Below are 23,158 nucleotides of genomic sequence, written 5' to 3'. Positions count from 1 at the left end.
GGTTACTAAGACAAGGTTCTGATAAAGCAAAGAAGCGCGGTCGAAAGGCCGCGCTTTTTTTATGCACGTTTTTCTGGAAAAGTTTTTAGATGACGTTGAAATGCGGGAACGATTTTCTGTGTGAGCGGGCGCAATGACATCCTTTTTGCCTTACGGAATTTCCAAGACTGTTTTGGCAAAAAGATACAGTGGAGCACGCGACGGCGCCACAACACTTCGGCGAAGCCACCACAGCGCCGGCACACCCAAATAAAAGCAAGAATCTATTTTTTAGTAGGGCAATCGCTCGATTCTTTTATCTTTGGTTCGAAAATAAGCACAGAAAAATTTAATGCGATTTGAGAATCAGATAGGGCCACAGAGCAAGCTACTGTATTTTCCGTTAGCCGAAATATGGCGCTATCGGGATTTGTTAGTTTTGTTGGTACGCAGAGATGTGGTAACTGTTTATAAACAAACCATTTTGGGTCCGCTGTGGTATTTCATACAGCCCTTGTTTACGTCGCTAATATTCACTTTGTTGTTCAATAATTTAGCGGGAATTGAAACGGGTTCGGTGCCTCCATTTTTATTTAACCTGGCAAGCATTACCGTTTGGAACTACTTTTCCACTTGTTTAACAACTACTTCGGATGTTTTCAAGACGAATGCCTCATTGTTTGGCAAAGTTTATTTTCCGAGAATCATAATGCCGTTGTCGATTGTGGTATCGAACTTATTTAAGTTCTTGCTTCAATTCGCAATTTTTGTAGGGTTTTACCTGTATTACATCGCGCAAGGAAGTTCAGTAAGTGTTAGTGTTTACGCGATTCTTTTACCTATAGTTTTGTTGAACATGGCCTTGCTTTCGCTCGGATTGGGAATGTTTATTTCGGCTCTTGTTACCAAATACCGCGATTTAAGTTTTTTAATCAGTTTTGGTGTTCAGCTTTTAATGTATGTTTCCGCCGTTACCTTCCCGCTGGCGATGATACGCGAAAAACTCCCTAATTATGCGTGGATTGTTGATTACAATCCGCTGGCGTATATCATCGAGCACGCTCGTTATATGTTGCTGAGTACCGGAACTTTTTCTTGGATTAGCTTTTTAGGATGTACACTTTGTTCTTTGCTGGTTTTTATCTTCGGAAGTATAATTTTTAATGCTACAGAACGCAGCTTTATTGATACGGTATGATAGCAAGCGAAGTAATTTTGAAAGTAGAAAACCTATCCAAGCAATATCGTTTGGGTGAAGTAGGAACGGGGACGTTAAGTCACGATTTAAATCGCTGGTGGCATCGAGTTCGAGGTTTACCCGATCCGTACTTAAAAGTAGGCGAAGCTAACGACCGCAGTGCTAAAGGTAACAGTGCTTACGTTTGGGCCTTAAAAGACATAAATTTTGAAGTGCAACGAGGCGAAGTTGTAGGAATTATTGGTAAGAACGGCGCAGGGAAATCGACTTTGCTTAAAATTTTATCTAAAGTTACCGCACCTACCGCTGGAACAGTAAAGTATACTGGCAGAATCGCCTCTTTATTAGAAGTGGGAACCGGATTTCATCCCGAGTTGACCGGACGTGAAAACATATTTCTCAACGGCGCAATTCTGGGTATGACAAAAAAAGAAATCGCCTCTAAGCTCAACGATATCATCTCGTTTTCGGGCTGCGAGCGCTATATTGATACACCCGTTAAGCGGTACAGTTCAGGGATGACTGTGCGTTTAGCCTTTGCCGTAGCAGCTTTTTTGGAACCCGATATTCTGATTGTTGATGAAGTCTTAGCTGTTGGCGATGCCGAGTTCCAAAAGAAAGCACTGGGAAAAATGCAAGATATATCTCGTGGCGAAGGAAGAACTGTACTCTTTGTGAGCCACAATTTAACCGCGGTGCAAACCTTGTGTTCGCGTTCATTCTTACTAAAAAATGGCGAATTAATATACAGTGGAGCGACCGCCGATGTTATCAGCAAGTATTTGAGTGCCGATGCTGAGCAACTGGAAAGCATTAATCTACAGGATCGCCTGGCTTCATTAAACGACGAAACAGTTTCCATCAATCAAATACTAGTGCAAGTTTCCGAACAAGGAAATTTAGCTTTTGATACTATTGAACAGGTGGAAATTTTATTTGATGTGACCGTTAAACAAGCGTGTTCCGGATTGCGAATTGGTTTCGATTTGTTAGAGGAAAAGTCGGCTACCGTTTTATTTCGAGGTTTTCACGACGACGACGCCACCGAACTATCGTACTTTCCAGAAGGCAATTACCGTTTCTCAGCTCGAATTCCCGAGAAGTTGCTAGCGCCAGGTGCGTACAAAATTCAGCCCGCTATCGGAATTCATAACAATCGTTGGGTACTTCACGACGACGATTTAGCCATACCAATTGAAATCATTAACATAAACGGTTTGAATCGCGCTTACGCAGATACACGTCCGGGAAGTATCATGCCGCGTCTTTTGTGGAATTCCATTCGCTCTAATTCTAATTCCTGAAGATGATAACAACACTACTTTTTTGGGTACGGAAGTTTAAAGCCGTTTTCCAAGTGGCCGAAGCTAAGTTGGTTGCCATTCAAAAAAAGAATCAAATAAAGGAATGGAACAGACTTTTTGAATCGACCGACTCGGTTATTTTCCCCTTATCGCCTACAATAAAGATCAAACTGTTTAAACAGTCGGCTATCTCAGAACTCATTTACAGAGGTTTTGAAGAGTCGGAAATTCAATTTTTGAAAGAAACGCTCACAGAAGGCGACTATTTCTTAGACATCGGAGCCAATATCGGGCTCTTTAGTTTATTCGCCGCCGAGAAAGTTGGGTCAAGTGGAAAAGTTATTGCCTTTGAGCCTGCGCCAGATACATTCCAAAAACTTACTGAGAATATACAAATCAACAACTTTACAAATGTAGAGTTACACAACTTAGGGGTATCCGATCAAGTTGCAAAAATTCCCTTTTTTGTCTCGCAAAATGGGTATGATGCCTGGAATAGCTTCGGAAAACTCACCAATAAAAGCCAAACCATATCAACTGAGGTTGAAGTAAAGCCGCTCGACAGTCTTTTGCAAGAAACCGATATTTCGAAAATTAAGTTGGTGAAAATCGATGTCGAGGGCTGGGAAAAATTTGTGCTACAAGGAGGCGCGCATTTTTTTAAAACGCAGCAACCTATTGTAATGATGGAGTTTACCGAATCAACCTGCTTTGAAGTAGGTTATATGGTTCAGGAGTTGTATGATATTATGGAAACCTATGGTTACCGTTGGTACGAACTTAAAAATCAGCAGTTAATTCCACATAAAAAGCAGTTGTATTATCCTTATAATAACCTGATTGCCAAGAAATAATGTCGAAAAAATTCCTATATCTGGTTCAAGGCAGGAAGGTAAATGTACTTAAATATCATTCCTTGCAAAATGAGGAAAGCGATTTAGTGGTTGCAACGTTCGACGAAGAAGTTTCAATGGACGAAATGGCCTTGTTTAAGTCGTTTTTTATTCCAAAAACTACTTGGGCTGAAGGAAGAAATATCCAATACGAGTTTGCAAAGTCTATTTCAAATTCCTACGAGTATTATATTTTTTTGGATGATGATGTGGTTTTCGAATCGGGTTCTTTTCCTGAATTTCAAAAATTATTGTTGAAGTACAAACCTACTGTAGGTTTTCCGCTGATGGATGTAGCCTACAATAGAGGTTTGTACGATACGCAGTCGGAAGTTCAACATATTCAAGTGATCGATCAGCAATTTCAAGCCTATAGCGCATCGGCATTTAGTAATTCAATTACAATGCCTTTAGTAACTGATTTTGATTCCGAAAGCTGGTGGTACGCTTGTGAAATCAATTCGTACCTGCTTTTTATGGAAAATGTTGGACACTTGGCGCAATTCAATCAAATGCGAGTCGCAAATGTCGGTCATGTTTGGAATGCAGAAGCTGCCGAAACATACGAGTCCGACAGTATTTATCGTGGAGGCGTTACAGAACATGGGCTGGAAAAAGTACGCAAGTATATTCGTGCTAGGCATAAAAATATACAAGCATTCAAATATTCGCTGTTTCACCTAAAAGGAAAACCAAAAATTAGTAAGCAGCAGCTTGCCGCGAACAATTTCGGAACCCTTGTAAAATACCTGTTTTCCTTTCAGTTAAAAAAAGCGTGGAAAGCCCTAAATTTGCAGTTACGAGCGAGAATCTGTCGCTATCCCAGTCACTTAATTGTCCGAAAAACTGCTTTTAAAGCAAAAAAGCTGTGAAGAAACTGCCTATTTCTGCAATTATTGCCTCACGAAACGAAGGACATCTTTTAGAAGAATGTCTGAACTCCATACAGTTTTGCTCGGAAATTATCATAATAGATTTGAATTCGACAGATCATACGCAAGAAATTGCCCAAAGTTTGGGTGCCCGAGTAATACGCGAAACAAATCCCGCTTTGGTGGAGGAACTTCACGTTAAATATTGCACAGCAGCTTCTAACGATTGGCTTCTTACCTACGATCCCGACGAAGTTGTTTCCGAAGCATTAGCTGCTGAGATTTGCGAACTTTTTGAAAGTGAAATCGCCGATTCCAAAAGTCATGTCATGGCTCCAATTCGTTACTACTTTAAAAACCGAATGTTAAAAGGTACTTCTTGGGGTGGTTTAAAATATCGGACCTTTTTGGTCAATCGAAATAGGTACACTTTTTCAGGGAAAGTGCATTTAGGAGGTGCTGCTCTAGGCGATTGGATCGCATTGTATATTCCATACCGAGGCAATAATCACATTCACCATTACTGGATGCAGTCGTGGAACCAACTGCTGGAAAAGCATTGTCGATATCTCGAAAAGGAAGGTGAAGCGAGATTCAGCGCTGGAGAAAGAACTACTTTTTTAAAAATCGTAAAAACACCTTTTACAACTTTTTTCAAATCATTTGTAAAAGCCCGGGGTGTCAAAGACGGTGTAACCGGTTTTTTATTATCACTTTTTCGTGCATGGTATTTTACTACTGCGCAAATACGACTTCTTAAATACCAAAACAATCGCAGAAAATAAATCGCTTGAGCATTTTAGGTATTAACTTATCTTTGAGACATTAGCAGTATAAAATGAAAACAGCCCTAATTACTGGAATTACAGGTCAAGATGGCGCCTACTTAGCCGAATTTTTGTTAGCGAAAGGCTACAAAGTTCATGGCTTGAAACGACGATCATCTCTGTTCAATACCCAACGTATAGATCACATCTACGAAGATCCACATATTGAAAATCAAAACTTTATTCTTCATTACGGCGATTTAACCGACGCCACCAATCTCATTCGAATTATTCAGCAAGTGCAACCCGATGAGATTTACAACCTCGGCGCCATGAGTCACGTACGAGTGAGTTTCGATATACCTGAATATACCGCAAATACCGATGCTTTAGGATCACTTCGACTGCTCGAGGCCGTTCGTTTACTTAATCTAACGCACAAAACCAAGGTCTATCAAGCGTCTACATCCGAACTCTACGGCTTGGTGCAAGAAGTTCCACAATCCGAAAAAACGCCTTTCTATCCAAGATCGCCCTACGGAGTAGCCAAATTATACGGCTACTGGATTACCGTAAATTACCGCGAAGCCTACAATATGTTTGCCTGCAACGGTATATTGTTCAATCACGAAAGTCCGTTACGAGGCGAGACCTTTGTCACTCGAAAAATTACACGAGCCGTGTCGCAAATGGCACATAACTTAGAATCGTGTTTGTATTTAGGAAACCTCGATGCACAACGAGATTGGGGACACGCAAAAGACTACGTCGAAGCCATGTGGCTCATGTTGCAACACGACGAGCCAACCGATTTTGTCATCGCAACCGGCGTAACCACTCGAATAAGAACCTTTGTCGAAAAATGTTTCCAAAAAGTAGGTGTTACACTTACGTGGAAGGGAAGCGGAGTCGATGAAATCGGAATCGTTAGTCAGTACAACGGAACGAGTCCGAAACTGCAAGAAGGTTCCGTGGTGGTTCGTATCGATCCGGAGTATTTCCGCCCTACGGAAGTCGACTTACTCATAGGCGATGCCACCAAAGCGAGAACACTACTCGGCTGGAAACCCAAATACGATCTCGACGCATTAATCGACGAAATGATGAATGCTGATTTGGAGTTAATGCGAAAGCAAGCGCAAATGAATCAACTGGATAAATGAATAAAGACGCCAAAATATTTGTAGCAGGCCATCGCGGAATGGTAGGAAGTGCCATTTTGGAAAATTTGCGGCATAAAGGTTATACCAATTTTGTGCTGCGAACCTCTTCCGAACTCGATTTGCGTGATCAGTTGGCGGTGGCACACTTTTTTGAAACCGAAAAACCGGAATATGTTTTTCTGGCCGCAGCTAAAGTAGGAGGTATCGTTGCGAACAATACGTATCGCGCCGATTTCCTCTACGAAAACCTAATGATTCAAAACAACGTCATTCACCAAAGTCATTTACATGGAGTGAAAAAACTGTTGTTTTTAGGTTCAACGTGCATCTATCCCAAATTCGCACCACAACCGCTGGTCGAAGATGCTTTGTTAACAGGCACTTTAGAGCCCACAAACGAACCCTACGCCATCGCAAAAATCGCCGGAATTAAAATGTGCGACGCCTATCGCGCGCAATACGGCAGGAACTTTATCTCGGCCATGCCCACCAATTTGTACGGCCTAAACGATAATTACGACCTGCAAAACTCGCATGTATTGCCAGCGCTATTGCGAAAAATGCACGAAGCAAAGCAAAATCAAACCGCAAGTGTCGAAATTTGGGGCACAGGAACGCCGCTTCGAGAGTTTATGCACGCAACCGATATGGCCGATGCCTGCGTATTCCTAATGGAAAATTACAACGAAGGCGGATTTGTAAACATCGGAACCGGCAGCGAAATTTCTATCAAAGAACTCGCCGAACTCATAAAAAAGATTGTTGGATATTCCGGCGAACTCATTTTCGACGCTTCTAAACCCGACGGAACTCCGCGAAAACTTACCGATACCTCAAAATTGAATGGTTTAGGTTGGTTTCCTAAAATTGAGCTAGAAGAAGGAATTCGAAACGTGTATCAATCTAAATTCCTATGAAGCTCCTCTCGGTCATTACAATCAATTACAACAATCTGTCGGGTTTGAAAAAAACCGTGCCATCTGTTGTAAATCAGAAAAATATTCGCTTTGAGTATATTGTAATCGACGGAGGTTCAACCGACGGTAGTGCCGAATTCATTTCCGAAAACGCCAGTCTCTTTCACTATACTTGTTCAGAAAAAGACCGCGGAATTTACAACGCAATGAACAAGGGAATTGCACAGGCTACAGGCGATTATCTCTTGTTTATGAATAGTGGAGACGAACTAATCGACGATCCATTCATTCTCGAAAAATGCCTACCATACCTGCAACAAGACGTTGTATCGTTTTCGTGCCAATTAAGAAAAAACGGAAGTTTGCAAGGTATTCGAACACATGCAGCAAGTCCGAGCTTATTTCAGTTATGGATGAGTGGACTCAAACACCAAAGCACGTTTATTAAACGAAGTTTGTTCGAAAAATACGGTAATTACGACGAATCCTTTCGAATTGCAGGCGATTACGAATTCTGGATTCGAATTGGCATTCATCCACATGTGCGTTTTCAAGGCGTAAACCAAGTAATAGCTATTTTTGAACTCGACGGCGTTTCGCAACAAGCAACTTGGGGCGAGGAGCACGAACGCATCGAACAAATATGGTTGCCACATCTAATTGCCGATTTTAAAAGGCTTCGCGAACTAAACTTCTTCGATAAGCCCAAGGTTTTAGCCGTTGGAAAAGCAATCGCAAAAAGTGTTAAACGCTTACGTAGAAGAAAATGAGTGCGCCGAGAATTCTTATCGCTGTAGATTCTATCAACGTTAACGACAGCAGCGGATCGCGAGCCAATGTGGCCATCATTCAAAATTTACGAGATACCGGATTTCAGCTTACGGTAATTCATAGCAGTTACCGAGAATTCGAAATCCCTGGCGTCGAAACCCGAAATATCGGAGAACTAAAATCAGATATAAACTATTGGCTTAGTCGAGCGCAACGTGTAGCACAACGGTGGTCTAACTGGCCTTTACACCGATATCAAGAAGGGCGATTTGGTTTTTCGTTCACTTTTTTCAATGATGTAAATCGATTTAGAAATGAACTGAAAAACTATGATCCAGCGAAATTCGATTTGATTATTACGCTCAGTAAAGGCGGTAGTTTTCGTCCACACGGAGCCGTTTTACACAGTCAAGTTTGGCATAATAAGTGGTTGGCGTACATACACGATCCCTATCCTTCGCATTTGTATCCCGAACCTTACACCTGGACCGAAAGCGGCCACCTATTAAAGGAAGCTTTTATGAGGCGTATCATCCATAAAGCAACATTTGTTGGTTTTCCTTCGCAACTGCTGCTCGAACATATGTCTGCGTTTTTTCCTGAAGTCAAAGAAAAATCGGTTGTTATTCCACATCAAAACGAAAGCGCACAAAATTCGTTAAACGACGTTCCCAATTATTTCGATGCCCGTTTATTCAACCTGGTACACGCCGGCAATTTGATGAAACAACGCGATCCCGCAGGTTTAATTCAGGGATTTAAAGATTTTTTAAACGAAAATCCGCAGGTCCAAAACAACGCTCGCTTGTATCTAATCGGACCTGCATCCTACCATCAAAAAGCAATCGAAGCCGCAATCGCAAACGTTCCTCAAATCGTATTCTTACCCCAAGGCGAGCCGTATTATACCGTTATGGGTATTCAAAATAATGCATCGGTAAATATCATTCTCGAAGCCGATGCACCCGATAGTCCGTTTCTTCCCGCTAAAATGGTGAATTGCACGGCTGCAGAAAAGCCGATCGTGCATTTGGGGCCAGCTCGTTCAGAAACCATGCGTCTTCTCGGAGCAGATTATCCGTGGCATGCAACGATTTCCGATTCAAAAACCATTACCAACGTGCTTACACAGCTCTTTAAGCGCCATCAGGAGCAAACCTTGAAAGCCGATTATCCCGTGAGCGAACTTAAAACCTATTTCGAAGCGACACATCTCAAACAGCTAATCGTTGAAAAATGTCTGAATCGCAGTTAGAAATACATATCACTACCAAAAATCGCTGGCAAGAATTGCAGTTTACTCTTACGCAACTGCGCCTGCAAGAAGGTTACGAACACGCACGAATAGTGGTTTTCGACGACGGTTCTACCGACAATACCTCAAATTTGTTAGCAGTGCATTTTCCGGAAGTCGAGCGCCTTCGCAATGAAAAGTCACGCGGACTCATACACTGCCGAAATTACATGCTTAACAACTGTCGCGCGGAGTTTGCTATTTCCTTAGACGACGATGCACATTTTGTCGACAAGAGTGTCTTTAAATACATTCAAAAATCGTTTGAAAACGAGCAAGTTGGCGTTTTGGCATTTCGCATCTTTTGGGGTAAACAACTACCGGAAAATACAGCGCATGCGCAATCGTCTGAACGCGTGCAGAGCTTTGTAGGTTGTGGGCATGCGTGGCGTTTATCGGTGTGGCGTCAGATTGAAAATTACCCGGCGTGGTGGAAATTTTACGGCGAAGAAGATTTTGCTGCTTACCAGTTGTATAAACGAAATATTTACATACTGTATCAGCCAAATGTATTTGTGCAGCACCGCGTAGAGGTGAAATCTCGTAAAAACGACAGCGATTATCAGCAGCGCCTCCGAAGAGCTTGGCGCGCTGGCTGGTTCTTAATGTTATTGTTTTATCCGCTAAACGTATTTTTTCGCAGTTTTGCTTATTCTGTTTTCACGCAGTTTAAAAATCGCATTTTTAAGTCAGAACCACAAGCAATCAAGCCCATGCTTCTGGCAATAATCGATTTCCTGCTCGCAATTCCGCGATTGCTCAAAAATCGAAAATCACTCACTAAAAAAGAGTTTTACGAGTTTCAACGTTTACCGAGCGCAAAAATCTACTGGACGCCTAATTCCTAATTATTTAATTTAATCGAATTCATTTTTTTTGGGCGCGCCGGCAAACGAGTCGTCGCTGCGCAAAAATTGTTCAGGCCGTCACGTGTTCCGCTGTATCTTTTGGGCAAAACTGTAGTGGAAATTCGTAACGCCCAAAAGTATGCCGCTGCACCCGTTCGCGCGGAAAAGCTACGAAAGGGAAAAAGCTAAAAAAGGGAAAGAATGTAAAGAATGGAAAAATAGAAAAAAGGGGGAAAGCGAAAATTGAAAAAAACATTTGCTATTAGCTCCCCTAATTGCTCTAGAACCAACTAATTTTGGGTTAGTATAGGGAAGATGATACGTAAAATGGTGAACGTTGCGATCCCGATAGCTATCGGGACTAACTTCTAAAAAAGCCTTCGACAAGCTCAGGCAGCGACTTTCGGCAAGTTCAGGTATCAAAGGAGCACATTGTTTCTCAAAGTTTTTCGCAATGTACACCACGCCGCTCTCGACACGCTCAAGCAATCAGTTTATAGGTAACGATTTTCGCAGCCCGGATAGAGGCGATATCCTTTTTATGAAGCAAGGCGGAATAAAAAGATACAGCCGAAAGCCGGAAATGCTGCCCAGATAAAACCAATCAGAAAGCCAACTTTAACGCGCGCCAACTCTCGCAATACGAATTCTTGCCCATTTTTTTCCATAAAATCACCTAACAACGGCAGCAAATAAGTACCATTTTTGCGGCATAAAATCCCAGTCTTTTACATTTGTGCAGAATTACATCTAATTGCCCTCAAATTACCGCTAGTTTTTGTGAGGTATTTTAAATTTACGCTACTTTTATGCAGATGTTTTTGAGACAATTTCCTTACTATATCGCCGAGATTGCGCAAGCGCACGAAGGCAGCCTCGGAATTTTACATTCCTATATCGATGCCGTTGCAAAAACGGGCGCGCATGCCATCAAATTTCAGCTGCATATCGCTGAAGCTGAAAGTAGCGAAGCCGAAACTTTTCGCACGAAGTTCTCCTACGAAGATGCTACACGTTTCGATTACTGGAAACGCATGGAGTTTACTTTCGAGCAATGGCAAGGCATTAAAGCTCATGTGGAGGGCGTCGGACTCGATTTTATCGTGTCGCCTTTTAGTGTCGCCGCCGTAAAAATGCTCGAAAAACTAGGACTTACAGCCTATAAAATTGGTTCCGGAGAATTGAGCAATTTGTTGATGCTCGAAGCCATTGCAAAAACCGGAACGCCCGTAATTCTATCTTCTGGGATGAGCGATTTTACCGAGCTCGACACCGCAGTTTCGTTGTTTAAAAGTCGCAATACACCGCTGGCTATGCTGCAATGTACCACAGCGTATCCGACGAAACCAATCGAATACGGCTTCAATGTGCTTGCCGAAATGAAGTCGCGGTACCAAATCCCGATTGGCTTTTCCGATCATTCTGCAAAATCGAGTACCGGTATCGCTGCCGTTGCTCTTGGTGCCGAGATACTCGAATTTCATGTGGTTTTCGACAAAGAACTTTTCGGACCAGATGCTAAAGCTTCGTTAACTTTTCCAGAAGTAAAGCAGCTAATAGACGGCGCGAATGATGTGTACGAAGCTTTGCAAAATCCGGTAGTCAAGAACCATACGGCTGATTTCAATAGTTTAAAAACACTCTTTGGCAAAAGCTTGGCGGTAAATCGCGATTTAGAACAAGGAGCTGTGATACAAGAATCCGATTTAGAAAGTAAAAAACCAGCAAATTGCGGTATTCCCGCCGCCGATTATAAACAGGTTATTGGCAAAAAACTGCTTCGCCCGTTAAAACAATGGGATTTTCTAACTGAGAATGATATTGCATGAAACGTAAAATAGCTGTTGTTATCACCGCACGGCCATCCTATAGTCGGGTAAAAACCGTACTTACGGCTCTTAAAAACGCACCCGATGTTGAGCTGCAGCTTATCGTAGCTGCATCGGCTTTACTCGATCGCTACGGAAATGCCGTTGAACGTATCGAAGCCGACGGTTTTCAGGTTACAGCTCGTGTTTTCAATGTGTTGGAAGGCGAAAATCTTACTGCAGCAGCAAAAACTACAGGAATCGGAATTTTAGAATTAAGTACAGTTTTCGATAATCTGAAACCCGATATCGTTGTCTCGATCGCCGATCGTTTCGAGACAATCGCTACAGCTATTTCTGCTTCCTATATGAATATTCCTTTGGCGCATATACAAGGAGGCGAAGTTACAGGAAACATCGACGAGAAAGTGCGTCACGCAATCACTAAATTAGCTGATTATCATTTTGTTGCGTCGGAAGGCGCAAAGGAACGTGTGATTAAATTGGGCGAAAATCCGGATTTTGTATTTAATACGGGCTGTCCGTCGATCGATATTGCCGCTAAAGTCTTGGAGAATCCACAACTCGATTTTGATCCATACCAAAAATACGGTGGAGTAGGAGCTAAACCCGATTTGTTAAACGGCTATTTGGTGGTTATGCAACATCCTGTAACAACCGAATATAAAGAGTCGCGCCGACACGTAGAACAAACCTTGTTGGCAATTAAACAAATCAATAAGCCAACGCTCTGGTTTTGGCCAAATATAGATGCTGGTGCCGACGGTACGTCGACCGGTATTCGTGCATTCCGGGAGCATCATACACTCGAAAACGTGCACTTTTTTAAGAACATGGACGGAACCGACTTCCTCCGTCTGCTCGCCAATGCACAAGTACTCATCGGAAATTCAAGCGTAGGTATTCGCGAAGCTTCGTTTTTAGGCGTGCCCGTGGTAAATATTGGAACCCGTCAGAACCGTCGTGATCGCGCAGCAAACGTTCTCGATATCGATTACCAAGAAGAAGAAATCGTTCGAGCCATCAATCAACAAATAGCAAATAAGTCGCTCGAGTCATCGCATTTATACGGCGACGGAAATGCGGGAATACAAATTGCAAATTTATTGCGAACAGTAGATTTGCGTTTCCATAAAACAATAACCTATTAATGGAAATCCTTGCACTAATACCGGCACGCGGTGGTTCGAAAGGAATTCCACGCAAGAACGTAAAGTTGCTTCAAGGCAAGCCATTAATAGCCTACAGCATTGAAGCAGCCTTACAAGCCAATTGCTTTTCAGAAGTTATGGTAAGCACGGAAGACGAATCGATTGCCGAAGTTGCAAAGAAATACGGCGCACAGATTCCATTTTTACGTCCGGCGGCACAAGCAACAGATTCGGCGTGTTCCATAGCCGTTGTGCAACATGTGCTGGAAGCTTACGCCGAACAAAATCGTTTTTTTGACGCCGTGTGTTTGCTGCAGCCCACAGCTCCGTTGCGCTCCGTTGGATTGATTCAAGCCGCAGTCGCCAAATTTAAAGAAGTTGGTTGTGATACGCTACTTTCTGTAAGAAGTGTACCACACGAATTTCATCCCGATTGGGTTTTGTTTCCAACCGAAAACGGTGCAAAAATAGCCACTGGAATTTCCGAATTTCCGAAACAGCGACAGCTACTTCGTCCGGCGTTTCACCGCGATGGAGCGATATATCTTACCAAAACCGCAGTTTTAAAATCGGGTACTTTTTACGGCGATAAGATTGAACTCGTAGCGACCGATGGTTTACCGCACGTTAATCTCGATACTCCTGCCGATTGGGAACTGGCCGAACAACTACTTAAATCGCTTTAAATGTGCGGAATAGCTGGCATATTCGGATCGGCGGCGCAACAACCTACCTTAGAACGGATGTTGGAAGCACAAAAACACCGCGGACCAGATTTTACCGCCGTAAAGCAGGTTGCTGAAAACGGATTTCTCGGTCACAATCGGCTGAGCATTCTCGATTTGTCCGATGCAGCCAATCAGCCGTTTGAAAGTTCGTGCGGTAGATATACGCTCGTTTTTAACGGAGAGATTTACAACTATGTTGAGCTTAAACAGCAATTGGCGCACGAGTTTTCGTTTCGAACGCAGAGCGATACCGAAGTGCTACTTGCCGCTTACCAAAAATTTGGCACTGAAGTAACCGAACACCTCAATGGCATGTTCGCTTTTGCTATTTACGATCGAGAAACGAAAAGTCTTTTTGCTGCGCGCGATCGATTCGGAGTAAAACCATTTTATTATTTTTTGGCTGCTGATTTGTTTCTTTTTGCTTCGGAAATAAAACCGATTTTTGAAGCGGGTGTTCCAAAACAAGCCAATAATTCCGTTTGGAGTGCTTACTTGATGTACGGCTCTTACGGTGCGCCCGACGAAACTTTTTGGGCGGATATCAGGCAATTACCGGCTGGCAGTAGGTTACTATATCAAAATCAGAAGCTAGAAGTTACGCGCTGGTATGATTTTACCGCTCGAATTTCAGAGATAAAACTTAAGGCTGAAGCTGAGGTCAGCGAAATTGTGGAACAACTTTTACTGGATGCCACGCGTTTGCGATTTCGAGCCGATGTGGCTGTTGGTTTTAATTTAAGCGGAGGCGTTGATTCGAGCACATTACTCGGATTAATCAAAGCGCAGGATTTTAACCAGAGTCAGATAAATGCTTTTACGTTTATCTGCAACGATACACGTTACGATGAGTTGCAGTGGGTTAGGGCTATGTTGGCAAAAACCGATTTTCCACTGCATGTCGTCCCGATTACGCATCAAGAAGTTCCGGATTTATTTGAGAAGATTTCTGCACATCAGTTAGAACCTTTTGGCGGATTGCCAACCTTAGCTTACGCCAAAATTTTCGATTACGCCCGTTCGCTTGATGTGAAAGTACTGCTCGATGGGCAAGGAGCCGACGAAGCTTGGGCGGGATATGATTATTACTTAAAGTCGGAGAATTCGGTAGTTCAGGGAACAACAGTCAATCCGTTTAAAAAGCGAGCACTAAATGCCGAATTTAGTAAGTTAGGAATTGAATCCGAGCTGGAATTGAAATTTGAATCGCGACTAAAAAACGTGCAGTATCGCGATCTGTTTTCGACAAAATTGCCACGCGCGCTGCGCTTCAACGATCGAGTTTCGATGTTATACGGCACTGAACTGCGTGAACCTTTTTTGGATTACCGACTCGTTGAGTACGTGTTTGCGCAACCCGATAATTTTAAAATTAAAGACGGAACACAAAAGTGGTTACTCCGACAAATTGCTACAAAATACTTGAATAGCGAGATCGTGTCTGCACCAAAAAGACCGTTACAAACGCCACAGCGCGAATGGCTTAGCGGAGAATTGAAATCGTGGGTTTTGGATAAAACTGCGGTTTTGAAAAAGCATGATTTTTTTGAATCCAAAGCGCTTGAAACCGAGCTCGAACTTTTTTTCAAAGGCCAAAATCAAAGTAGTTTTCATATTTGGCAGTATATTAGCTCGGCAGAATTGTTATTCCCCTAATGAAGAGATTTTCAAATTTTATTTTTCTCCCGTTTACATTCCAGTTTGAGATTTGTAATTATTTCGTTCGACGACTTTTTGGTGCAGCGATAACTAAAAGTCAGAAGCAGCTTTATACGTTATTTTGTGATTTAGAACGCTATTCGGGTAAGGTTTTAAGATATGATTCTGAAGCAATTACCATTCAATTTCAATCGAAGAACGCCGTTGTTAGCTTACGACATTTTCCGTCGAGCGATTACAAAGTTTTCACTCAAGTATTTAAAGACGAGCAATATAAGTCGACGTTAGAGGCTTATCGTAAGAATTTTAATCAAGAGCCGGAATGCTTCCTCGATTGCGGGGGAAATATTGGATTAACATCGATTTTTTTTAAGGCGGCTGTTCCCAATGTAAAAATCTGTATCGTTGAGCCGGATACTGAAAATTTTAAGTTTATTGAACAGAATTTTTGCGAAAATAATCTGACCGACGCACATTTGTTTAAGAGCGGCATTTGGAGTAGCGATACTTTTTTAGAGGTAAATAGTTCTTACGGCGATGGAAATCATTGGGCTAAGAGTGTTCAGGAAACTACCACCGATACAGGTTTGCATGGTATCAGCATTTCGGATCTTCAAAACCGATTGAAGTGGCCAATAATCGATATCCTTAAAATTGATATTGAAGGTGCAGAAGCAGAGGTGTTTAATACACAGAAATCAGATCTCACCTTTCTTGCAAAAACTAAAGTACTCGCTATCGAAATACATGAAGATGTGATCGAAAAACAAACTATTCTCGATGTTTTAGATCAATACAATTTCGGATATTTCAGCGACGGCGAGTTAACCATTGCCTACAACCAGCAGCTTATTTTATGAAATCGGAAGATTCGACCAACAGCGAGAAAACGCTAGAGAAAAATAAATCGCAATACGATGCGCTGTACAGCAGTACATCGGGCGCAAAAATGGTAAAAGTACTTCAGCGATTTGAAGCATTTTTAGACGATACTACCCAAACCGACACGAGTTGGAAAGGTTTCTATCTCAACGATTTTAGAAAACAATTGAAAGGAAAACGCGTGCTTGAAATGGGTTGTGGCGATTGTTTAAACGCTGCAATTATGACCATGCTTGGCGCTGAAGTAGTTGCAAACGATATTTCCGATGAACCGGGGCGCATTATTGCCGAACTCAATGCATCGGGAGTGCTTCCAAAACCTATAACTTACGTTTTTGGCGATTTTTTACAATACGACACAAAAGAAGAAGCTTCGTTTGATTTTGTAGTCGGAAAGGCGTTTTTGCACCATTTGACCTTAGATTTAGAACGACAATTTCTCGAAAAAACGGCTCAGTTGTTAAAACCAGGTGGACAAGCGCGCTTTTTCGAGCCGGCCATTAATAGTTTGTGGCTCGATAAGTTACGTTTTATGATACCTGTTTCCGGACGGCCGTCGAGTTTACAGCGAAAAGCCTTCAAAGCATGGGAGGAAGCCGATCCGCATCCTGAGCGTCCAAACTCCTCGGAACATTACCGCAATGTAGGCTTGCAGTATTTTTCAAAAGTTGATATTTATTGTATTGGAGCCATTCAGAAATTTCACAGGCTCTTGCCTTCCGGTTCGTTTGATCGAAAATTCAGACGTTTCGCATTTCGCTTAGAACGGTATTTATCAAAGTACTTAAATGATACTTTTGCGAGAAGTCAGCTTATTGTACTTACTAAAGCTTCTTAAAGATGTTGGTTCGGATTTCGAGATATTTCACCTACCCAGACATTAAGAGACAAACGCCCAATGAAGCATTTTGTTGGGGCAGGTTTATCTTTACAGAAGACGAGGTAAACCCCTGCGATTTTTTAGTAATTCTCGATCAGCCCAATACACCTATTAGCACCGATGTGCCGCCCAATCGGATAATTCATATATCTCAGGAACCACCAAATGAAATAGCCGGATATCGACAATTCGGAAACAAAAAAGTTGCGCATAGGTTCGGACAAATTAAGCATTCGCAAATTACGTTTTCGCACGGTGCTTTGCCTTGGCACATTGATGTCAATTACGATACCTTACAGAAAACTAAACCCGAAGATTTGCACAAGACAAACGAGGTGGTTTGGGTAACGAGCAGCTTAAACTTGTCGAGTGGTCATTATTTGCGCATGAAAGTCGTGGCACAATTGCAAAACAGTTTTGTGAAGATTTACGGAAGGGGAATTCAACCTATAGACGATAAGTACACGGTGTTTAAGTCGGCTAAATACGTGATTGCTTTTGAAAATTACGCACATAGCGGCTACTGGACCGAGAAAATTGCCGATGCTTTTTTGAGTTACTGTTTACCTATTTACTTTGGCGCAACTGATATAGATGCCTATTTTCATCCGTTATCGTATGTGCGTTTGGATCCGCGATCTAAAACGTTATTGTCGGATTTGCAATCGATTGTTGATGATCATACCTGGGAAAAGCGATTGCCGTACATTATCGAGGCGCGGACTGATGTTTTAAACAAGCACCAACTATTTCCGTTTTTAGTAGATAAAATGGAAGCTATTTTGGCGTCAGAAAAGCAGCCGAATGTTCCGCAGCGTGTAGAAATTCCCGGCGGCTCGGCGTATTTCGACAATATTCCGCTGAGCATCAGGTTGCAGAAAATTTGGGTACGCATGCAGTACAAATGGTATGCAATAACTAAAAGTAGAAAGTTATGACCTATCATTCTCAATTTGAGCAAGATCGGTTTCTAGATGAGGTTGTTTTTGCCAAACAGAAAGGCGGTTTTTTCGTTGATGTAGGAGCTCACGACGGTTTAACCTACAGCAATAGCGCTTTTTTTGAGTTTTACAGGAGTTGGGACGGTATTTGCGTGGAACCGAATCCGCAGGTGTTCGACAAGTTGAAGACGGCACGACAAGTTCGCTGCGAAAATTGCGGTTTAGGTGCTGTCGAGGGTATTTTGCGTTTTACCGCCATATCGGGATATGCAGAAATGTTAAGTGGTTTCACCGATTTTTATGCGGCAAAGCACAAAGAACGAATTGCGCGCGAATTAGAGAAACGCGGCGGGTCGGCTATCGAACTAGAAATTGCAATAAAGCCACTTTCTAGTTTAGTAGACAGTCATAAAACTGTCGATTTTATGAGCATTGATACGGAAGGAAACGAACTTGAAGTACTAAAAGGAATTGCTTTTGAGAAACAGCATATTCGTGTTTTAGTGATTGAGAACAACTACCAAGATAATCGGGTTTTGGAGTTTTTGAAAGAATATAATTATCTGAAAGTATTTACTTTAGATACCGACAACGTTTATGTTTTGCAGTCCGAGTGGAATGCAGCTATGAAGTTTCGTTTGTTCAAATGGAAGTTTCGTATGAAAAAAGCTTCGATTTTGAGACGACTTTTTGGGTAACGATTTTTTGCGTTAAGGACAGTAGCGACATCCTTTTGCCGGAGGTACGAAGGCAAAAGATACAGCGGATGGCCTGACGGTGCCCAGAAGATTTTTCAATGAAGAACGATTGTTTGGCACCGGAACGCCCAAAAACAAAACAGCATATTTATCGATTTAAATCCGTTTAAATTTCGAGCCTAGGCATACAGCGCGGCAGATTTTGCATTTTCTTTGCGGTGAAAACACTTTACGATGCGCGAGCGACTTGGAATTGTGATTACCGACGGTGTTGGCTTTCGAAATTTTATCATTAACGATTTTATTTCGGAAGCTGTTGCCTCTTTTAAAGAAATTGTGATTTTTAGTTTCCTCCCTGCTGAGGTGTATCCGAAATTTCCTGCTAATGTTCGTGTCGTTCCCCTAGATATCATGCCCGAGCGCACCATTTCTTGGTTTTTTAGAAAGTTTAAGGAAGTGGCTCATATGCAGAAATTTGCAGCGGGAAACTTTGGTATAAACGACAATTTACAACTGATGCGCGCTTTGGAGTGGAATGTGCAAGGCTTGCTAAATCCGCTGATTTATCATCTCACGCGTTTTTTGCATAGCGAGCGGATTATTCTACTGGCCGAGCGTTTGCAATACGCTACTTTTTACGGGCAGTCGGCTATGGCGTTTTACCGCAAGTTGTTGCTAGATAATCCGGTTGATGTATTGTTTTTCACACACCAGCGTCCGCCGTTTATTGCTCCGATAATAAAATGTGCTAAAGATCTGAACATCATAACATCAACGTTTATTTTTTCGTGGGATAATTTGGCGTCTAAGGGTCGAATGGCGGGTAGTTTTGATCGGTATTTAGTTTGGAGTAATTTGATGAAATCCGATTTGTTGGAATTTTACGATTCGGTTTCAAATGCGCATGTGCACGTGGTTGGAACGCCGCAGTTTGTTCCTTTTGTGACCGATTCGTTTGATCAGGAACGGGCAGATTTTTATAAGAAATTCGATTTGAATCCGGATTTGCCTTTGGTCGTTTTTACGTGTAACGATTCGAGTAGCCGCAACGATCCGCATTACTTGGATGTTTTGGCACAGTTTATTGAGAATAAGCAATTAACGCAAGAAGTTTCGGTTTTAGTTCGCACCTCGCCGGCTGAAGATCCGTTGCGTTTTGCGGCGATACGGGAAAAATATCCGTTTTTAAAATGGAACGATCCGAAATGGATAGTAGCTTCAAATTCGGGCACTGAAACCTGGGCACAGCGCACACCCACGCAAGAAGATATATCCGATTTGAAGTCGATGTTGCAGTATGCGGCATTTACGATCAATGTACTTTCGACTATCACCATCGATTCGTTTATTTTTGATAAGCCCGTTATAAATCCGGTTTTTGGAACGGGAAGTAATGGTTTGTGGAATGATCAGAAGTTCTTAAGGTTTAGACATTTAGAAGTTCTCGAACGTGCAAATGCGAGTTTGATTGTTAAAGATGCCAACCAATACTTAACGGCTATCAATTTTTTACTTTCTGGCGGCGATGATAAGGCGGCAGCGCGAAAGTCTTTTGTAGACTTACAGATAAGCGTACCGTTAAGCGCTGTCAATAAAACGATTGTAAAGACTTTGCACGAATTGGAATAAGTTCAAATCGTTTTGCATTTACAACGAAAATGAACGTATATTCGTTTTGATGCAAAACTACTACAACCGCACTCTTGGATTAGTAATTACTGATGGCGTAGGCTTCCGCAATTTCATTATTAATGATTTTGTCTCCGAAGCATTACAGGTATTTGACCGCGTGGTGATTTTAAGTTTTTTGCCCCTCGAGGTTTATCCCACAGTTCCGGATCGAGTTGAAATTGTTCCTTTGCGCCCATCGGACGAGCGGTTTCTAACGTGGATGTTTCGCAAGTTTAAGGAAGTAGCGCACATGCAGCGGCACGCCAAACACAATTTTGGTATTCGCAACAGTTTGCAGCGCACACGATCAACGGCTTGGAGTCCGAAAGGAATCGTTAATCGTTGTATTTATGTGATTTCTAAGATTTTTCATAGTGAAGGAGTTGTGTTGGGTGCCGAGCGTTTGCAGTACAATAGTTTTATTGGGCAGCCTATCTTGGAGGAATATCGCGAGATTTTACTGCGCACCCGCCCGGATGTTTTATTTTTTACGCATCAGCGACCGCCGATCATTGCACCTTTATTAAAAGTTGCGGAATCACTTGGTTTGCCCACTGCAACTTTTGTTTTTTCGTGGGATAACTTGGCGTCAAAAGGCAGGATGGCTGGCTCGTTCTCGCATTATCTGGTTTGGAGTTCGTTGATGAAGGCCGAATTATTGGAATTTTATCCTCGAATTACCGAGCAGCAAATTTCTATTGTGGGAACGCCGCAATTTGTTCCTTTTATAGACAGTCGATTTACGAACGAGCGAGAGGCGTTATTTCGAAAGTTCGATTTAAATCCGGATTTACCACTAATTGTGTATACCTGTAACGACTCGACCATCAAAAACGATCCGGTTTACCTAGATTTTCTGGGTTCGTTTATTGAAGCAGCTAAGCTTGTTCGAGCAGTAAATGTTTTGGTGCGTACTTCTCCGGCAGAAGTTCCGGGACGTTTTGCAGCGGTTGCCGAGAAATATCCGTTCTTTAAGTGGAACTATCCCGACTGGAAAGTGGCAAAAACGCCTTTCACTGAAAGTTGGTCGCAGCGCGTGCCGAGTTTTCAAGATTTGTGTGATTTAAAATCGATTTTAACCCACGCAGCGTTCACGATAAATGTTTTATCAACCATTACTATTGATTCGTTTTTGTTTGACAAGCCGGTTATAAATCCGGTTTTTGGGAATGGAACCAACGGCTATTGGGACGATCAAAAATATTTGAAGTTTCGACATTTGATTCCATTGGTCGAGTTGAAAGCGAGTCATATTGTCACCGATGAAAAGCAGTTCTTAGAAGCAATTAATCGGCTGTTGTTGCATGGAGACGACAAGTCGGCGCAGCGGAAATCGTTTGTTGATATGCAAATAGGAGTCAGTTTAAAAAAAGTTAATCAGGAAATCAACGCTAGTTTAATACGATTAAAGAAATGAAAAGCAAAAAATTAGCGATTCTCTGTGCGTACCGTTTGCTCCCCGATCGGGTGGGGGGGATGGACTATTTTTTTTGGAAGTTCGACTATGAAGCGAAGAAATTAGGCTGGAATCCGGTGTGGTTCTTTCCGAACAACAGCGAGCACGGACAATACGGTGACTTGCATATTGTTTCGAGCGAAGGCTTATCGGTTGAAGACAGCTTTTTGAGCTACAACCAACAGTTTGATTACGTTTTTACACACTTTCTCGAGTTATGTACGCCTTTTTTTAAGATGGCGCGACCACTGGTTAGAAAGAATTTCATTGCCGTAGATCACAATCCGAGACCGCTTGGTGGTTATCCGTTTAAAAAGCGAATTGAAAAGCGTGTAAAAGGCTTGTTGTATGGTCGTTATATAGATCGATTCGTTGGAGTTTCTAACTATACAGTTAAAGAACTGATTGCCGATTTTGGCTGTGTGATACGAGATCGTACAAGCTGTATCTATAACGGAATCATCGCAGCAGATATTCAGGTTAGAACAGAGCGCAATACCGTAAAACCTAAATTTGTTGTGGTTTCGCACTTGCGTGAAACAAAGGGCATTCAAGATCTTATTGCCGCAGTTTCATTATTGGAAGAGGAAATAAAAAAAGAACTTCAAATTGATGTTTTTGGATCCGGACCGTACGAAGAAGTGCTGTTTCAACTTTGCGATCGATTTGAAGTAAGACAAAATTTCAATTTTCGAGGTAATTCTCCAACCATCAAACAACAATTAGCGAATTACGATTACTTGCTTCAACCTACTCACATGGAGTGTTTTAGCTTGAGTATATTAGAAAGTTTAGCCGCGAATGTACCCGTTATTACAACGCCGGTTGGAGGTAATAAAGAAGCGGTACATCACGGAAAAAACGGATTAATTCTTCCCGCGAAGAACGTCAATGCTTGGGTAATTGCTTTGCAGAAGTTATGGCGCGGATCTGTTGTTTTAGATTCGAATGTAAGCGATACGATTCGCAAGCATTTTTCTTTAGAAAATATGGTTCAAAATTATTTGAAGTTATTGCAATAAGTGGTCGCGAGCTTGGTCCGCATAAATAAATTTATTGTGGCCATGTAATTGCTCGTCTCATAATTGGCTTGCACATTCATTTTTATGATCAATTCGAAAAAAATGCTTTTTCTTTTGTAGAACTTTAGACAACTAACATTTCCCATAAAAATTATCTCGATGATAGAGACGTAACAATGCTGCAACACTTATGAACACCGCAGTAGATTTTTCGGCTGAACCAAATCCATAGAAA

Annotated in this window: 21 protein-coding genes; all 21 read left to right on the top strand. The window is 42.1% G+C overall.

The features are described from left to right. Positions 1 to 331: 331 nt before the first annotated feature. The 21 genes from Q0064_RS10210 (at position 332) to Q0064_RS10110 (ending at position 22,923) form a co-directional block, all read left to right on the top strand. Positions 332 to 1,177, top strand: a complete 846-nt coding sequence (locus Q0064_RS10210; protein ID WP_298148039.1) for an ABC transporter permease — start codon at positions 332 to 334, stop codon at positions 1,175 to 1,177. After that, on the top strand, positions 1,174 to 2,481 hold the full coding sequence (locus Q0064_RS10205) for an ABC transporter ATP-binding protein (RefSeq protein WP_298148037.1): 1,308 nt from the start codon (positions 1,174 to 1,176) through the stop codon (positions 2,479 to 2,481). The genes Q0064_RS10210 and Q0064_RS10205 overlap by 4 nt, the downstream gene beginning before the upstream one ends. Positions 2,482 to 2,483: 2 nt before the next feature. Next, positions 2,484 to 3,335 carry an FkbM family methyltransferase gene (locus Q0064_RS10200; protein ID WP_298148035.1) on the top strand — a complete coding sequence of 284 codons (852 nt, stop codon included), beginning with the start codon at positions 2,484 to 2,486 and terminating at the stop codon, positions 3,333 to 3,335. Then, the gene (locus tag Q0064_RS10195) at positions 3,335 to 4,246 is read left to right on the top strand and encodes a hypothetical protein (RefSeq protein ID WP_298148033.1); all 912 of its coding nucleotides are present in this window, start codon (positions 3,335 to 3,337) and stop codon (positions 4,244 to 4,246) included. Before Q0064_RS10200 ends, Q0064_RS10195 begins: the two co-directional genes overlap by 1 nt. Beyond that, positions 4,243 to 5,031 (top strand): glycosyltransferase family 2 protein, encoded by a 789-nt coding sequence (locus Q0064_RS10190; RefSeq protein ID WP_298148031.1) that lies wholly within the window; start codon positions 4,243 to 4,245, stop codon positions 5,029 to 5,031. The genes Q0064_RS10195 and Q0064_RS10190 overlap by 4 nt, the downstream gene beginning before the upstream one ends. Positions 5,032 to 5,084: 53 nt before the next feature. After that, on the top strand, positions 5,085 to 6,176 hold the full coding sequence (gene gmd / locus Q0064_RS10185) for a GDP-mannose 4,6-dehydratase (protein ID WP_298148029.1): 1,092 nt from the start codon (positions 5,085 to 5,087) through the stop codon (positions 6,174 to 6,176). Continuing rightward, positions 6,173 to 7,093, top strand: a complete 921-nt coding sequence (locus Q0064_RS10180; RefSeq protein ID WP_298148027.1) for a GDP-L-fucose synthase — start codon at positions 6,173 to 6,175, stop codon at positions 7,091 to 7,093. Before gmd ends, Q0064_RS10180 begins: the two co-directional genes overlap by 4 nt. After that, a complete protein-coding gene (locus Q0064_RS10175) occupies positions 7,090 to 7,863 on the top strand; it encodes a glycosyltransferase family 2 protein (RefSeq protein ID WP_298148025.1) in 774 nt (257 codons plus the stop codon). The genes Q0064_RS10180 and Q0064_RS10175 overlap by 4 nt, the downstream gene beginning before the upstream one ends. Continuing rightward, a complete protein-coding gene (locus Q0064_RS10170; RefSeq protein ID WP_298148022.1) occupies positions 7,860 to 9,119 on the top strand; it encodes a UDP-glycosyltransferase in 1,260 nt (419 codons plus the stop codon). The genes Q0064_RS10175 and Q0064_RS10170 overlap by 4 nt, the downstream gene beginning before the upstream one ends. Continuing rightward, positions 9,101 to 10,006, top strand: a complete 906-nt coding sequence (locus Q0064_RS10165; protein WP_298148019.1) for a glycosyltransferase — start codon at positions 9,101 to 9,103, stop codon at positions 10,004 to 10,006. Before Q0064_RS10170 ends, Q0064_RS10165 begins: the two co-directional genes overlap by 19 nt. 809 nt (positions 10,007 to 10,815) lie before the next feature. After that, entirely contained in the window at positions 10,816 to 11,835 is a 1,020-nt protein-coding gene (locus Q0064_RS10160) for an N-acetylneuraminate synthase family protein (RefSeq protein WP_298148016.1), read from the top strand. After that, positions 11,832 to 12,986: a UDP-N-acetylglucosamine 2-epimerase gene (gene neuC, locus Q0064_RS10155; RefSeq protein ID WP_298148013.1), complete on the top strand. Its 1,155-nt coding sequence runs from the start codon at positions 11,832 to 11,834 to the stop codon at positions 12,984 to 12,986. Before Q0064_RS10160 ends, neuC begins: the two co-directional genes overlap by 4 nt. Further along, on the top strand, positions 12,986 to 13,672 hold the full coding sequence (locus Q0064_RS10150) for an acylneuraminate cytidylyltransferase family protein (RefSeq protein ID WP_298148010.1): 687 nt from the start codon (positions 12,986 to 12,988) through the stop codon (positions 13,670 to 13,672). Before neuC ends, Q0064_RS10150 begins: the two co-directional genes overlap by 1 nt. Next, positions 13,673 to 15,370, top strand: coding sequence for an asparagine synthase (glutamine-hydrolyzing) (asnB, locus tag Q0064_RS10145; protein ID WP_298148007.1), 1,698 nt, complete (start codon positions 13,673 to 13,675; stop codon positions 15,368 to 15,370). It begins immediately after the preceding gene. Next, the gene (locus tag Q0064_RS10140; RefSeq protein WP_298148005.1) at positions 15,370 to 16,233 is read left to right on the top strand and encodes an FkbM family methyltransferase; all 864 of its coding nucleotides are present in this window, start codon (positions 15,370 to 15,372) and stop codon (positions 16,231 to 16,233) included. The genes asnB and Q0064_RS10140 overlap by 1 nt, the downstream gene beginning before the upstream one ends. Beyond that, positions 16,230 to 17,093, top strand: coding sequence for a class I SAM-dependent methyltransferase (locus Q0064_RS10135; RefSeq protein ID WP_298148002.1), 864 nt, complete (start codon positions 16,230 to 16,232; stop codon positions 17,091 to 17,093). Before Q0064_RS10140 ends, Q0064_RS10135 begins: the two co-directional genes overlap by 4 nt. A gap of 2 nt (positions 17,094 to 17,095) precedes the next feature. After that, positions 17,096 to 18,073, top strand: a complete 978-nt coding sequence (locus Q0064_RS10130; RefSeq protein WP_298147999.1) for a glycosyltransferase family 10 — start codon at positions 17,096 to 17,098, stop codon at positions 18,071 to 18,073. Beyond that, complete coding sequence (locus tag Q0064_RS10125) at positions 18,070 to 18,774, top strand: FkbM family methyltransferase (protein WP_298147996.1); 705 nt, start codon at positions 18,070 to 18,072, stop codon at positions 18,772 to 18,774. Before Q0064_RS10130 ends, Q0064_RS10125 begins: the two co-directional genes overlap by 4 nt. A 234-nt stretch (positions 18,775 to 19,008) precedes the next feature. After that, complete coding sequence (locus tag Q0064_RS10120) at positions 19,009 to 20,403, top strand: hypothetical protein (RefSeq protein WP_298147993.1); 1,395 nt, start codon at positions 19,009 to 19,011, stop codon at positions 20,401 to 20,403. A 49-nt stretch (positions 20,404 to 20,452) separates the two neighbouring features. Beyond that, positions 20,453 to 21,862, top strand: coding sequence for a hypothetical protein (locus Q0064_RS10115; protein WP_298147990.1), 1,410 nt, complete (start codon positions 20,453 to 20,455; stop codon positions 21,860 to 21,862). Next, entirely contained in the window at positions 21,859 to 22,923 is a 1,065-nt protein-coding gene (locus Q0064_RS10110; protein ID WP_298147987.1) for a glycosyltransferase family 4 protein, read from the top strand. The genes Q0064_RS10115 and Q0064_RS10110 overlap by 4 nt, the downstream gene beginning before the upstream one ends. The last annotated feature ends 235 nt before the right edge of the window (positions 22,924 to 23,158 follow it).

Source organism: Flavobacterium sp. (assembly GCF_027490375.1).
GTDB lineage: Bacteria > Bacteroidota > Bacteroidia > Flavobacteriales > Flavobacteriaceae > Flavobacterium.
Note: the sequence above shows the minus strand (reverse complement) of the source record. Positions and strands in the feature narration are given on the sequence as shown.

Coding starts and splice junctions, on each gene's coding strand:
- Q0064_RS10210 (WP_298148039.1), top strand. CDS start 332: ATGCGATTTGAGAATCAGATAGGGCCACAGAGCAAGCTACTGTATTTT.
- Q0064_RS10205 (WP_298148037.1), top strand. CDS start 1,174: ATGATAGCAAGCGAAGTAATTTTGAAAGTAGAAAACCTATCCAAGCAA.
- Q0064_RS10200 (WP_298148035.1), top strand. CDS start 2,484: ATGATAACAACACTACTTTTTTGGGTACGGAAGTTTAAAGCCGTTTTC.
- Q0064_RS10195 (WP_298148033.1), top strand. CDS start 3,335: ATGTCGAAAAAATTCCTATATCTGGTTCAAGGCAGGAAGGTAAATGTA.
- gmd (WP_298148029.1), top strand. CDS start 5,085: ATGAAAACAGCCCTAATTACTGGAATTACAGGTCAAGATGGCGCCTAC.
- Q0064_RS10180 (WP_298148027.1), top strand. CDS start 6,173: ATGAATAAAGACGCCAAAATATTTGTAGCAGGCCATCGCGGAATGGTA.
- Q0064_RS10175 (WP_298148025.1), top strand. CDS start 7,090: ATGAAGCTCCTCTCGGTCATTACAATCAATTACAACAATCTGTCGGGT.
- Q0064_RS10170 (WP_298148022.1), top strand. CDS start 7,860: ATGAGTGCGCCGAGAATTCTTATCGCTGTAGATTCTATCAACGTTAAC.
- Q0064_RS10165 (WP_298148019.1), top strand. CDS start 9,101: ATGTCTGAATCGCAGTTAGAAATACATATCACTACCAAAAATCGCTGG.
- Q0064_RS10160 (WP_298148016.1), top strand. CDS start 10,816: ATGCAGATGTTTTTGAGACAATTTCCTTACTATATCGCCGAGATTGCG.
- neuC (WP_298148013.1), top strand. CDS start 11,832: ATGAAACGTAAAATAGCTGTTGTTATCACCGCACGGCCATCCTATAGT.
- Q0064_RS10150 (WP_298148010.1), top strand. CDS start 12,986: ATGGAAATCCTTGCACTAATACCGGCACGCGGTGGTTCGAAAGGAATT.
- asnB (WP_298148007.1), top strand. CDS start 13,673: ATGTGCGGAATAGCTGGCATATTCGGATCGGCGGCGCAACAACCTACC.
- Q0064_RS10140 (WP_298148005.1), top strand. CDS start 15,370: ATGAAGAGATTTTCAAATTTTATTTTTCTCCCGTTTACATTCCAGTTT.
- Q0064_RS10135 (WP_298148002.1), top strand. CDS start 16,230: ATGAAATCGGAAGATTCGACCAACAGCGAGAAAACGCTAGAGAAAAAT.
- Q0064_RS10130 (WP_298147999.1), top strand. CDS start 17,096: ATGTTGGTTCGGATTTCGAGATATTTCACCTACCCAGACATTAAGAGA.
- Q0064_RS10125 (WP_298147996.1), top strand. CDS start 18,070: ATGACCTATCATTCTCAATTTGAGCAAGATCGGTTTCTAGATGAGGTT.
- Q0064_RS10120 (WP_298147993.1), top strand. CDS start 19,009: ATGCGCGAGCGACTTGGAATTGTGATTACCGACGGTGTTGGCTTTCGA.
- Q0064_RS10115 (WP_298147990.1), top strand. CDS start 20,453: ATGCAAAACTACTACAACCGCACTCTTGGATTAGTAATTACTGATGGC.
- Q0064_RS10110 (WP_298147987.1), top strand. CDS start 21,859: ATGAAAAGCAAAAAATTAGCGATTCTCTGTGCGTACCGTTTGCTCCCC.